A 13,597-nucleotide genomic window follows, 5' to 3' on the forward strand; every position below is an offset into this window, starting at 1 on the left:
AGTTTATAATTTTAACATTCTTAAACCGTTTAAAATAACTAAAATGGTACTGCCTTCATGTCCGATTACACCAAAGGGTAGGTCGACTACTTGTATAAAGTTAGAAATGATTAATAGACAAATAACAGCGATAGAAAAGAGAATATTTTGCTTCACAATTTTTTGCATTTTTTTTGATAAACGAATCGCATAAGCAATTTTGGATAAATCATTTTTCATTAATACAACGTCTGCTGTTTCAAGTGCCACATCTGTTCCGCCTCCCATAGCAATTCCAACTGAAGCGGTTGCTAATGCAGGAGCATCGTTAATACCATCTCCTACCATTCCGACATTTCGATAAGTTTGTAAATAATTTTTTATATGATTTACTTTCGTTTCAGGTAAACATTCGGCGATAAATTTATTAACACCAGCCTCGCTTGCGATTGTTCGAGCGGTTTTCTCATTATCTCCTGTAAGCATCGCAACTTCAATTCCTAGCTCTTTTAACAATTTTACAGCCACTTTTGCTTCATCACGGACTGTATCTTTCATAGCTACTAAAGCGGCAATGCCTCGTTCATCTTTCATAAAGATAACGGTTTTACCTTCTTCAGCTAACTTTTCTGCAGCATTGTTTGCAAAGTTTGTAGCTTCAAGTTTCCCGACAAATTCTGGTTTCCCAACTAAGTAAGAATGATTTTGGTCATGGGCTTTTAACCCCCATCCCGGAACATCTTCGATTTCAATTCCTTGTATCGTATTGATCTTTTCTTTTTTAGCATAGTTTACAATAGCTTGTGCTAATGGATGATTTGCTTGTGATTCAATGGAAGCTAGAGTAGCAATTGTATCCTTTTCGTTTAAGTCTTCCCTTACGATAATATCTGTTACGGTCGGAGTTCCAACAGTTAAAGTCCCTGTTTTATCGACCGCTAAAAGATTTAAGGCACTTAGTTGTTCTAAATGAACACCACCTTTAAAAAGAATGCCATTTCTTGCACCGTTTGAAATCGCAGCAAGGGTCGCTGGCATGATGGATGCTACAAGGGCACACGGCGATGCAACGACTAATAATACCATTGCACGATAAAATGTTGTTGTCCAATCCCAGCCAAGTAAGTAGTGGGGGAGGAATAACATAAGTCCGACAGCAAGCAGTACAAATTTTACATAAGTCCCTTCAAAACGTTCGATAAACTGTTGGGAAGGAGATTTTTCACTTTGGGCAGATTGTACAAGGTTAATAATTTTTTGGAATAACGTTTCAGAGTTCGGTTTGGTCATATTGATTGTAATGGTACCGTTTAAGTTCACAGTACCAGCATATACATGTTCACCGACTTGTTTTGTAACAGGCATAGATTCTCCGCTAATAGCCGATTCATCAATAGAAGAAGTACCTTTTAGAATTTGACCGTCAGCAGGAATACGTTCACCTGGTTTGATGAGTAAGTGATCTCCAACCTTTAATGTAGAAACGGGAACTTTCATCGGTTCAAAGGTACCCCGAACTAACCATGCTTCTTCAGGCTGTAAGTTCATAAGCGCTGAAATTTCACGATGGCTTTTATTCATTGCATAAGATTCTAAAGCACCACTTAAAGCAAAAATAAAGATTAGAATTGCTCCTTCAGTCCAATACCCGATAATGGATGAACCGATAGCAGCTAACACCATTAATAATTCAACATTTAATGTTTTGTTCTCAATTGTGTCGAGGAATCCTTCTTTTGCTTTCGCGTATCCACCGATAACAAAAGCACTTAAATAGGCGATAATCGCTGCTGTTATAAGTCCGTTTGATTCCATACGCCAAGCTAATAATGTTATGAAACCTGATAGTAAAGCAGCAATAAGTTCTTTATGTTCTTTTATATTCTCAATTAGATTATTATTTTCTCGATTAGAAGTATTCATTTTAGCCTCCTCATGATAATGAATATCAATATCAAAACTCATATAATTCAATATTGATAATAATTTTCAATTGCCATATGAGTTTTTAATAATTCTTATTAATTTATAATTATTATAATATAGACGTGTGGAATTGTAAAACATATTTGTTTTACTCATGAAAAAAGTTGATGTAAAGGGAGGGGGAGGAAAAGAAAAAACCTACAAGAATCAATGATCCTTGTAGGTTTTGATGAACAAATATTGATGAAATTACATTGTTTAATTAGAATACTCTTTCCGCATATTGGGAAAGTTTTTCTAATGAAGATTTTTCAACGTCTGCGTGTAAAGAGTTACCGTGGGAGTCCATTGTAACAACAGCAGTGAATCCTTCTACATTTAAGTGCCACATTGCTTCTGGAATGCCGAACTCTTGTAAATCGACACCATCTACACTTTTAATGCAATCCGCATAGTACTGGGCAGCACCGCCGATAGCGTTTAAGTAAACACCGCCATGTTCTTTAAGGGCAGCAAGTGTTTTCGGCCCCATACCACCTTTACCGATAACAGCACGGATACCGAATTTTTTCATAATGTCACCTTGGTAAGGCTCCTCGCGAATTGAAGTAGTAGGACCAGCAGCTTTAACAGTCCAGTTACCATTTTCGTCTTTTGCCATAACAGGTCCACAATGGTAAATAATTTGACCGTTTAAGTCTACAGGTGCATCGTGGCTCATTAAGTGGTGGTGAATTGCATCACGACCAGTATACATACGACCGTTGATTTTTACAACGTCGCCTACTTTAAGTTCACGAATTTGTTCTTCAGTAATTGGTGCAGTAAGTTCTACTACTTTACTTTCTGAATTTGTTTCAGCTTTTGGCTCATCACGGAATGTAACTTTTTCTCCTTCTTGATAATGCCATTTTTTAATTTCACCAGTTGTCGCATCAATATCGATGGCCATACGACGGTAAGCCCAACAGTTATAAGCAACGGATACATAGAATGATGCCGGGATACGGTGCATAATGCCAATTTTACATCCTAGTAATGTTGCTTCACCTCCGAAGCCCATTGTACCAACGCCGAAAGTATTCGCTTTTTCAACGATATATTCTTCTAATTTTGCTAAATCAGGGTTTGGATTGACATCGTCAACGGGACGGAATAATTGTTCTTTTGCAAGATCATATCCAGAAGAACGGTCCCCACCGATTCCAACACCGATAAAACCAGCTGAACAGCCTTGTCCTTGTGCTTGCCATACAGAGTGTAAAATACATTTACGGATACCATCTAAGTCACGTCCAGCGCGGCCTAAACCTTCTAATTCGCATGGTAAACTGTATTGGATGTTTTTATTTTCACACCCGCCACCTTTTAAAATTAATTTAACTTCAATATAATCTTTCTCCCATTGTTCAAATTTCACAACTGGAAGTCCGTCTCCTAAATTATCTCCACTGTTTTTCCCAGTTAAAGAGTCAACTGCATTTGGACGTAATTTAGCATCTTTAGTTGCTTGAACAATTGCGTTTTTAATAGCAGCTTTAATTTCTAATTGGTTAACACCGATTGGAGTTTTTACTTTAAAAGTAGGTAAACCTGTATCTTGGCAAATAGGTGAAACGTTATCTTCTGCCATAACGATGTTATTTGTAATCGTGTCTAAGCTCATTGCAGCACGTGTTCCGGCATTTTCAGCTTCTTTAGCTTTTTTAATCGCACGGCGAACGTCTGCTGGTAAATTAGTGGAAGTTTCGCTCACTAAGTCATAAAGACTTTTTTCTAATGTTTGTAAATAGGATGTCGCTACTTGAGACATTTATATTCCCCCCAGAATATTAAAGAAATTTACTCTCAATTCTATTATACCTTTTTCATTTCACGAAAAAAAGAGAGATAGAGAGTTAAGGTTTTTATTCTATCATTTTTTAATGGTTTAACTTTTCTTTCCAATATAAAAACCATCCGAATAGTTTCAGATGGTTTCATTCGATTTCATTACTTATTCTTTAGTTGAATCGTTACGGTGATTGAATTGGTCCATTTTTTCTTCAACATCATCGATAATTTGAATGAGTCTGTCGATATCCTCAATATCTGCAGTTTCGGGATCAATGGCATCTAAAACTTCAACAAAAATTTGAAGACGTTCTTTTAAGTAATTCACTTGTTTGTTTTTATCTGTAATAGGGTTCGACATGATTACACCTCTTTCGTCATGACCATCATAGCGAATTTGGCGTTATTGTTCAAATATTATGTGGAAAAGAAGGGGGTAATTTTAATTGTAAAGAAAATTATTCTGAATATTTACAAAATTGAATTTATATGATAAGTTATATTTAACTAATCGAAAGGAGATGGTCGAAAAGAAGATGCTCACTCTACGAAAAAGAAGGAGGGAGTTTAAACAATTTTTCGGCTATCGAATGGCCGAAACGTAGTTTATTCAATCAATTATGGAGTTAACTGAACTGTAGAAACCTTAGTGATGCAATGTCACTAAGGTTTTTTTATAAGCTAAAATGTAGGGGCTATTTATTTCCTTCTATGGTAACATATTCTTAGTTTGTAGTTTTAGTTGGAGGAAAATTATGATAGCAACTGAAAAGTATGTACAACGTAGATTTTGGATTTTGGTAGCAATTGTATCAATTTCAGGTTTCTCACAAGGTATGCTATTACCACTTATTTCGGTTATTTTTGAAAGCGATGGTGTATCATCCGCTCTTAATGGTTTAAATGCTACAGGGCTATACATAGGAACGCTATTAATATCACCATTTGTCGAAAAGCCACTACGTAAATTTGGTTATAAACCGATTATTATTATTGGTGGAGCTGTTGTTTTTGTTTCTTTATTTCTCTTTCCTTTATGGCAAAATGTGATGTTTTGGTTTATTTTACGAATGTTAATCGGTATCGGAGACCATTGTTTACATTTTGCTACTCAAACATGGCTTACAAGCACATCACCAGCTGAAAGTATCGGAAAAACGATGTCCATTTATGGATTATCCTTTGGCGTAGGATTTGCGGTAGGACCGTTAATGGTGAACTTAATAAAAATATCTGAAACGTTCCCATTTATTTTGTCATCTGTACTTTGTTTAATTGCTTGGTCTTTTGTTTTCTTTGTTCACAATGAAAAACCAGAAGCATTAACAGGGGATAGTAAGGAAGTGAAAAGTTTCCATCGATATAAATTATCATTCAAATATGCATGGATAGCATTTTTACCGCCTTTCGTATATGGCGTATTAGAAACTTCTTTAAATTCTCTATTCCCAGTTTATGCTTTAAGAAAAGAATTTAACGTTTCTATGGTATCAATAATATTAGCTGCCTTTTCAATAGGTGGTATACTTACTCAAGTACCAATAGGAATATTGGGCGATAAAATAGGTCGAAGAAAAATTATATTAATTACCTTTTTAGGTGGGACTTTATTTTTCGGAATTGGAAGTTTGTTTGAGCATTCTGAGTTCGTTATAGCGGCGGTATTTTTACTAGCTGGTATGTTCTTAGGATCTATGTTCTCTCTAGGAATAACATACATGGCGGAACTAACGCCGAAAGCTCTATTGCCAACGGGGAATTTATTATGCGGTATTTTCTTTAGTGTCGGCAGTTTAGTAGGGCCAACTGTTGGTGGATTATATCTACAATTTATCCATAACTTTAGTTTCCTATTATTTATATCAGCTATTTTGTTTGCTATGTTTCTTATCGTATTAATCTTTGGAAAACAAATGAAACAAGTAGCAAATTAAATTGAAAGTAGAGAAGGGTACATGTCAGAAACAAACTGATATGTATTCTTTTTGATTTGGAGAGTTTTCCTTTAAAAAAATAAGCTAACTCAATAATTCTGAGTTAGCTTATTTGTGCTTATTAAGATAATCTATTTCGGTAGTCTTCATAACCAAACTGACGTACGACTTTTACGCCTTCATCTTCGTTATATAAACAAATGCTTGGTAAGTTTACACCATTGAACATATGGTTTTTCACCATTGTATAGTGAGCCATATCGGTAAATACTATTTTGTCACCAGCTTTTAATGGTTCGTCAAATGAGTAATCGCCAATTACGTCACCAGCTAGACATGTCATACCACCTAGACGGTAAGTATACGGTTTGTCATTTGGTGTACTCGCGCCAATAATTTGGGGACGGTAAGGCATTTCTAATACGTCTGGCATATGACATGTAGCAGAAGTATCTAAAATGGCAATTTCCATTCCGTTTTTCACTACATCTAGGACAGTCGTTACTAAGTAACCAGTATTTAAAGCAATTGCTTCTCCTGGTTCTAAAATAACTTTCACGTCATATTTTTCTTGCATGTAGTTAATTAATGATACAAGTTTGTCAACATCGTAATCTTCTCGGGTAATATGATGACCACCGCCGAAGTTAATCCATTTCATTTGATGTAAATATTCACCGTATTTTTCTTCGAAGTGTACTAAAATACGCTCCAATACGTCTGAACCTTGTTCACACATCGCGTGGAAGTGGATACCTTCAACGCCGTCTAATTGATCTGGACGGAATGAATCAACAGGTATTCCAAGACGAGAATTGATATAACATGGGTCATAAAGTGGTGTTTCAACTTCAGAGTAACCAGGATTTACACGTAAACCGATCGAAACGTGCTTGTCCAAACTTTGTACTTTTTCTTTATACTTGTTTAATTGGTCAAAGGAGTTGAACACGATATGATCCACATATTTTAAATATTCATCAATTTCATGTTCTGCATAAGCTGGTGCATAGGCATGTACTTCTTTTCCGAATTCTTCATAACCTAGGCGGGCTTCAAATAAAGAACTTGATGTAATACCTTTTAAATATTGACGCACCATTGGGAAAGTAGAAAACATGGAGAACCCTTTTAGTGCTAGTAAAATATCACAACCTGTACGATCTTGTACAGATTTTAATATTTCTAAGTTACGTAATAGCAGGCGCTCGTCCACAACATAACTTGGAGACGGCGCTGTATTCCAATCAATTGTCTTCATTTACTTCGCCTCTTCTTTATCAAGGCTAAGGTCCACTAATTCTGGGTTATGGCTTTCTTGCCATGGTAAGCCCCATTTATTTAAAGCTTCCATGAATGGATCTGGATTGAATTCTTCCACGTTCCATACACCTGGTTTTTGCCATTCGCCATTCATCACTAACATTGCACCAATCATTGCAGGTACACCTGTTGTGTAAGAGATAGCTTGACTACCTACTTCACGGTAACATTCTTCGTGGTCACAAACGTTATATACATAGTAAGTTTTTTCTTTACCATCTTTTATTCCACGGAAGATACAACCGATATTTGTTTTACCTTTTGTACGAGGTCCAAGGGATGCTGGATCTGGTAAAACAGCTTTTAAGAATTGAAGTGGTTGAATCATTTGACCTTCAAATTCGATTGGTTCAATAGATGTCATTCCTACGTTTTCTAAAACTCGTAAGTGAGTTAAATATTTTTCAGAGAATGTCATCCAGAAACGAATTTGTTTAATGCCTTTAATATTTTTTGCTAAAGATTCTAATTCTTCATGGTATAGAAGGTACATATCTTTAGGTCCAATTTCAGGGAAGTTATAAACTTCTTTAAACTCTAAAGGTTCAGTTTCTACCCATTTGCCTTCTTTCCAGTAACGACCGTTCGCAGTAATTTCGCGAATGTTGATTTCTGGGTTGAAGTTTGTTGCGAAAGGATAACCGTGGTCACCAGCATTCGCATCTAAAATATCGATGTAATGAATTTCATCGAAGTGATGTTTTAGAGCGTAAGCAGAGAATACGCCAGTTACACCTGGATCGAATCCACTACCTAATAAAGCTGTAAGACCAGCTTTTTCGAATTTTTCTTTGTAAGCCCATTGCCATTTATATTCAAATTTAGCTGTTTCAGGTGGCTCATAGTTTGCAGTATCAACATAGTGCACACCTGTCTCTAAACATGCATCCATAATTGTTAAGTCTTGATATGGTAAAGCAACGTTAATTACCACATCTGGTTTAAATCCATTGATTAATTCAACAAGTTCGTTAACATTATCCGCATCAACTTGTGCAGTGTGGATAATTGTTTTACCGCCGTCTAATTTTTCCTTTAAAGCGTCGCATTTTGACTTAGTTCGACTAGCGATCATAATCTCCTCGAACACTTCTGAATTTTGTACACATTTGTGTACGACTACGCTAGCTACACCGCCAGCTCCAATAATCAATGCTTTACCCAATTCTTTATAACCCCCAAATATTTTATTTTTTTAAAACAAAACGATTATACACAATAATGTTGAGGGTATCAAATAAAATTAGGTTTCAGTTGTTTATTTCATTGTAGAAAGATAAAGGATATTGGAGAATTTTAACTAGTTTTGAAGAATATTATCCTAAAGATGAAACTATTTAATGTATAATAGAGTCAAGTTTTTAAAGAATTTTACTCATATTCTTTCAAATATAATAGTTCGTTTGAGCAATAAAGATTGGACAATCCTTCAAAATTTATTTGTTACGACAACGAATAAATAAATTTGTCTAAGCGTAATTATGAGTTAAAATGATAGCGTTTCCATTCATTTTTTTAGTTTGGAGTACAAAAGGGAAACACTTATTGCCCTTATACCTTTAAATAATAAAAGGTGTTTCCTTATTATTTTAAAACAAAGGAGATGTTGAAGATGTCACCGTTTTGGGGAGAAGTTTTAGGGACGATGATTTTAATTTTGTTTGGAGCAGGTGTTTGCGCGGGCGCTAATCTAACGAAGTCCTATGCAAAAGATGCCGGCTGGGTAGTCATTTCGATTGCTTGGGGGCTAGGTGTAACATTAGGGGTTTATGCCGTCGGAAGTATTAGTGGTGCCCATTTGAATCCGGCAGTAACAGTAGGTTTAGCATGGACGGGTGATTTTGCTTGGAATGATGTTCCACTATATATTCTTGGACAATTAATCGGAGCATTTTTAGGAGCATGTATTATTTTCCTTCAATATTTACCTCATTGGAAGGAAACGAAGGATCCAGGTGCAAAACTAGGCGTATTTTCTACTGGACCGGCTATACCTCATACGTTTTCCAATTTGTTAAGTGAAATTATTGGGACATTTGTATTGCTATTAGGTCTGCAATTTATCGGAGCGGGGCAATTTACAGAAGGGTTAAATCCAATTGCTGTAGGGCTTCTAATTGTTGCCATCGGTATGGCCTTTGGAGGTACTACAGGTTACGCTATTAATCCTGCCCGGGATTTAGGCCCACGTATCGCCCATGCAGTTCTTCCGATTGCTGGAAAAGGGTCTTCAAATTGGAAATATTCTTGGATACCAGTTGTTGGTCCACTGCTTGGTGGCTCTCTAGGTGCATTATTCCATAAAGCTGTATTTAATAATACGATGACGACTGAATTTTGGATTGTATTAGTTGTGACAGTACTTGTTTTAGGTATTGCTTATTTTATGAGTCCAAGAAATTTAACAAGTAATGAAATGCTTTAAAAGACAAACGAAGTTAAAAATGAACTATAGATAGGTGGGAACAGGAAAATGGGAAAATATATTTTGTCAATCGATCAAGGAACAACTAGTTCAAGAGCAATTCTTTTTAATAAGCAAGGAGAAATTGTCCATAGCGCTCAAAAAGAATTTACTCAACACTTTCCAAATCCAGGGTGGGTTGAGCATAATGCCAACGAAATTTTAGGTTCGGTTTTAGCTGTCATTGCTTCTTGCTTATCAGAAGCAGACGTTTCTCCTGAAATGGTAGCAGCGATAGGGATAACAAATCAACGGGAAACAACGGTTGTTTGGAATAAAGAAACAGGAAATCCGATTTACAATGCAATTGTTTGGCAGTCACGTCAAACAAACGATATTTGTGAGGAATTGAAAAGCAATGGATATAACGAACTTTTCCGTTCCAAAACGGGATTATTAATCGATGCTTATTTCTCAGGAACGAAAGTGAAATGGATTTTAGACAATGTGGATGGTGCAAGGGAACTTGCTAATGAAGGAAAGTTATTATTCGGTACAATCGATACTTGGTTAATTTGGAAACTGTCTGGCGGTAAAGCCCATGTGACGGATTATTCCAACGCATCCCGAACACTTATGTATAATATTTACGAATTAAAATGGGATGAGGAATTATTATCGATTCTTGATATTCCAACATCTATGTTGCCTGAAGTTTGTCCTTCATCAACAGTGTATGCGACTACCGATAAAGAGCATTTCTTCGGTCAGGAAGTACCAATTGCTGGGGTGGCTGGAGACCAGCAAGCAGCATTGTTCGGCCAGGCATGTTTTGAAAAGGGGATGGCAAAAAACACTTACGGAACAGGCTGCTTCATGCTCATGAATACTGGTGAGAAACCAGTTAAATCTGTCCATGGCTTATTAACAACGTTAGCATGGGGATTAAATGGCAAAGTAGAATATGCGCTAGAAGGAAGTATTTTTGTAGCCGGATCTGCTATTCAATGGTTACGTGACGGTTTACGTATGTTTAATAATGCTGCTGACAGTGAGCAATATTGTAGAAGAGTTGATTCAACGGACGGAGTTTATGTTGTTCCTGCCTTTGTTGGATTAGGAACGCCTTATTGGGACAGTGAAGCAAGGGGAGCAATATTTGGTTTAACGCGCGGAACAACAAAGGATCATTTCGTTCGTGCTACAGTGGAATCATTAGCATATCAAACGAAGGCTGTTCTCGATGCGATGGAAAAGGATTCAGGAATTTCATTGAAAACATTACGTGCCGACGGAGGAGCTGTTAAGAATAGTTTCTTAATGGAGTTCCAAAGCGATATTTTAAATGTTCCAGTAGAAGTGCCAAAGGTAAATGAAACAACGGCGCTAGGAGCAGCCTATTTGGCTGGATTAGCGGTTGGCTTTTGGGAAAGTCAAGAAGAAATTGCATCCCAATGGGCAATTGACCAATCTTATGAGCCGAAAATGGACGAAGCGAAAAGAAAAGAATTGGTCGACGGTTGGGAAAGAGCTGTTGCAAGTACGCGAACATATAAATAATTCTCGTTTTAGAAATTAAGCTAGATTATTTAGAGATCACTTAAACATACCTTTAAAGGTGGTGTTTTGTGATCTCTTTTTTATGGCCAGTGGAGGAGGCATAGATGCTTCCTCTTTTTTCACTTTGTTAAATTCGCTTTTTGTTCTATACATTATAGAACAGTTCTGTTATAATAAATATAGAACAGATTGGAGGGGAATTCGTGATCATTCGAATAGAAACAACTTCAGATGTCCCAATTTATACACAATTAACCAATCAAATAATCGAAGGGATTGCCCGAGGGGACATTCAATATGGTGAATCGTTACCATCCGTACGAGCGTTTGCAGCAGACTTAGGCGTTAATATGCATACGGTAAACAAAAGTTACCATGAGCTAGAAAAGAAAGGGATTATTAAAATTGTCCCTAAATCCGGTGCGATTATTTCGCCAGGTGAACATGTCACTAATGAAACGAACGAAAGAATTCTTTCCGTAATAAAACCTATTATTGCTGAAGCACTCGTGCTAGGAGTAAAAAAAGAGGAAATTCAAAATATGATTTTTTCTATTATGGAAGAAATGAAGGAAAGGTAAAGGAGGAAATAACATGGCGTTTTTAGTTTTTCTTATCATTACTTTATTTATAGCTGTCACTCAAATCGTTATTCCGTATTTAGTTAAAAAGACGGTTATTTTTGGTGTGACAATACCTGAACAATATATGAACGATGGGGCAATTAAAAAGTTGAAAAAGCAATATGCTATTGCAGTTGCCCTTATATCCATTGTGTTACTAACAGGTTATTCAGTTTGGTCATTAACTACTGAACCACAGGAAGAACAAATGGCGATTATCGGTATGTTAATGGAATTTGGAATTCTTCTCATTAGTTTATCTTTATATATTTACTATCATGGGAAAACGAAACAATTAAAAATTCAACATAAATGGGTAGAACATTTAAAACAAGTGAAAGTAACGGACTTATCCGTGCGAAAAGAAGATGAAATGTTACCGTGGTATATCTATTTATTACCCATCATTACGACGTTAGGTTTAATGAGTTATACAATTTTTAACTATGATATTTTACCGCAACAAATACCGACCCATTGGGGACCAAGTGGGGAACCGGACGCTTTTACAGAAAAATCGCCTCTTTCAGCAATACAACACACATTACTATTATTAATTATGCAATTAATGTTCTTAGGTGTTCATGTCGCGACGAAAAATTCTGGTATTAAGTTAAGTGCATCCAATTTAGCTGCATCTAAAAATCGTCAATTAACTTTAAGAAAATATTCAAGCTGGTTTCTGTTCTTCGTCATGTTAGCTTGCACTATATTAATGAGTTTTTATCAACTAACAATGATTCATCCTGAATTTGCAGCAGGTAGTATAAAAATAATTTTACCTTTTGCTTTCTTATTTATTGTATTAGCTGGCTCACTTATTTTTGCATTAAAAGTAGGTCGCTCTGATAAGAAGATAGAAGGAACAATTGATGAGAAGATTATGGAAGTAGATGAAGATCAATATTGGAAAGGCGGTATGTTTTATTTCAATAAAAATGATCCATCCATTTTTGTAGAGAAACGTTTTGGAGTAGGATGGACTATCAACTTTGCTAATCCAGTGGGTTACTTAATTGTTTTTGTACCGTTAATCATTATTATTATCATTTCTTTCGTTATGGGAGGGTGAGGTGCCGTTTCTTGAAAAAAGTAGATTTAAAAATTTCATTAATATTAGCATTTATCTGCTTAATTGGTGGGTTCTTTTTAGTACCATACCAGTTAGAAATGTTGCAAAATACTTCTTCGGATCAATACGATTCGTTAATTAAAACAATCCCAATCCCTATTTATATTTTATCGATGATAAGTTCGTTGCAAATTGCTATTTTTTCATTTGTTTTATCTTTTATCGGGATAAAACTAGCGAGGAAAGTAGGATTTAAGTTAAATATTTTCGATTCGTATTTCAGTAAAGAAAAAACGAAGATAGATTTGAAAAGTACTTTAATGGCAGTGGGCTTTGGCGTAATTACAGCCTTTGTTTTAGTTGGGGCAGATCAATTTTATTTTCAACATAATATTGAAGCTATTGGTAAAGGGCAAGCTGAAACTTCAGTGATAGGTTTACTTGCGGGAATTTTCTATGGCGGGGTGTTCGAAGAAATTATGCTAAGGTTGTTCTTCATGAGCTTATTAGTATGGCTTATGATGAAACTCTTTAGACGCAATCAGCAAAGCTTATCAAATTCTTTCTTTTGGATTGCTATTGTAATTGCTTCATTATTATTTGCAGCTGGCCATTTACCTGCAACGGTTATGGTATTTGGGGATTTAACAGTAGAATTAATTATAAGATGTTTCTTGCTAAATGGCATTGGCGGTATATTCTTCGGGTATCTTTATTGGAAAAAGGGATTCGAGTATGCAGTGTTAGCCCATATGTTTACACACATTGCATTACAGCTGTTGTTTATTCCACTATTGTCATGATAGTTGCATGAACTGTCTTTAAATAGGAAAAAGAGATGACTAGGTCACCTCTTTTTTAATTAATTCTTTTAAAACCACGTGCTCTGCACGTGTGAAAATATACTTTTAGAGTGGTATTAGAAATGGAAATAAAAACTCCT

The 13,597-nt window shown here is 35.8% G+C and carries 11 protein-coding genes; 6 read left to right on the forward strand and 5 right to left on the reverse strand.

Features of this window, described 5'->3' with window-relative positions:
• Nucleotides 1-3 precede the first annotated feature (3 nt).
• The 3 genes from EC501_RS08880 to EC501_RS08890 all read right to left on the reverse strand — a co-directional run bounded on the left by EC501_RS08880 (nucleotide 4) and on the right by EC501_RS08890 (nucleotide 4,099).
• Nucleotides 4-1,902, reverse strand: coding sequence for a heavy metal translocating P-type ATPase (locus EC501_RS08880; protein WP_122971930.1), 1,899 nt, complete (start codon nucleotides 1,900-1,902; stop codon nucleotides 4-6).
• Nucleotides 1,903-2,167: 265 nt separating this feature from the next.
• Nucleotides 2,168-3,718, reverse strand: coding sequence for a fumarate hydratase (locus EC501_RS08885; protein ID WP_122971931.1), 1,551 nt, complete (start codon nucleotides 3,716-3,718; stop codon nucleotides 2,168-2,170).
• 183 nt (nucleotides 3,719-3,901) lie between these two features.
• Nucleotides 3,902-4,099, reverse strand: coding sequence for an SE1561 family protein (locus EC501_RS08890; RefSeq protein WP_122971932.1), 198 nt, complete (start codon nucleotides 4,097-4,099; stop codon nucleotides 3,902-3,904).
• Nucleotides 4,100-4,493: 394 nt separating this feature from the next.
• Between EC501_RS08890 and EC501_RS08895 the strand changes: the two genes are divergently transcribed.
• The gene (locus EC501_RS08895) at nucleotides 4,494-5,672 is read left to right on the forward strand and encodes an MFS transporter (RefSeq protein WP_122971933.1); all 1,179 of its coding nucleotides are present in this window, start codon (nucleotides 4,494-4,496) and stop codon (nucleotides 5,670-5,672) included.
• Between the two features lie 121 nt (nucleotides 5,673-5,793).
• Here the strand turns inward: EC501_RS08895 and nspC are convergent, their stop codons facing one another.
• Both nspC and EC501_RS08905 read right to left on the reverse strand, forming a co-directional pair.
• Nucleotides 5,794-6,933, reverse strand: a complete 1,140-nt coding sequence (gene nspC / locus EC501_RS08900) for a carboxynorspermidine decarboxylase (protein WP_122971934.1) — start codon at nucleotides 6,931-6,933, stop codon at nucleotides 5,794-5,796.
• Nucleotides 6,934-8,160, reverse strand: a complete 1,227-nt coding sequence (locus tag EC501_RS08905) for a saccharopine dehydrogenase family protein (protein WP_122971935.1) — start codon at nucleotides 8,158-8,160, stop codon at nucleotides 6,934-6,936. It lies immediately after the preceding gene.
• Nucleotides 8,161-8,607: 447 nt separating this feature from the next.
• Between EC501_RS08905 and EC501_RS08910 the strand changes: the two genes are divergently transcribed.
• The 5 genes from EC501_RS08910 to EC501_RS08930 all read left to right on the forward strand — a co-directional run bounded on the left by EC501_RS08910 (nucleotide 8,608) and on the right by EC501_RS08930 (nucleotide 13,457).
• Nucleotides 8,608-9,420, forward strand: a complete 813-nt coding sequence (locus EC501_RS08910) for an MIP/aquaporin family protein (RefSeq protein WP_122971936.1) — start codon at nucleotides 8,608-8,610, stop codon at nucleotides 9,418-9,420.
• A gap of 48 nt (nucleotides 9,421-9,468) precedes the next feature.
• Entirely contained in the window at nucleotides 9,469-10,959 is a 1,491-nt protein-coding gene (gene glpK, locus EC501_RS08915) for a glycerol kinase GlpK (protein ID WP_122971937.1), read from the forward strand.
• Between the two features lie 203 nt (nucleotides 10,960-11,162).
• Complete coding sequence (locus tag EC501_RS08920) at nucleotides 11,163-11,540, forward strand: GntR family transcriptional regulator (protein ID WP_122971938.1); 378 nt, start codon at nucleotides 11,163-11,165, stop codon at nucleotides 11,538-11,540.
• A 13-nt stretch (nucleotides 11,541-11,553) separates the two neighbouring features.
• Entirely contained in the window at nucleotides 11,554-12,654 is a 1,101-nt protein-coding gene (locus EC501_RS08925) for a DUF1648 domain-containing protein (protein WP_122971939.1), read from the forward strand.
• A gap of 11 nt (nucleotides 12,655-12,665) precedes the next feature.
• Nucleotides 12,666-13,457, forward strand: a complete 792-nt coding sequence (locus EC501_RS08930) for a CPBP family intramembrane glutamic endopeptidase (protein ID WP_122971940.1) — start codon at nucleotides 12,666-12,668, stop codon at nucleotides 13,455-13,457.
• Nucleotides 13,458-13,597: the final 140 nt, after the last annotated feature.

It is taken from the genome of Lysinibacillus halotolerans (genome assembly GCF_003711845.1).
Classification (GTDB): domain Bacteria; phylum Bacillota; class Bacilli; order Bacillales_A; family Planococcaceae; genus Ureibacillus; species Ureibacillus halotolerans.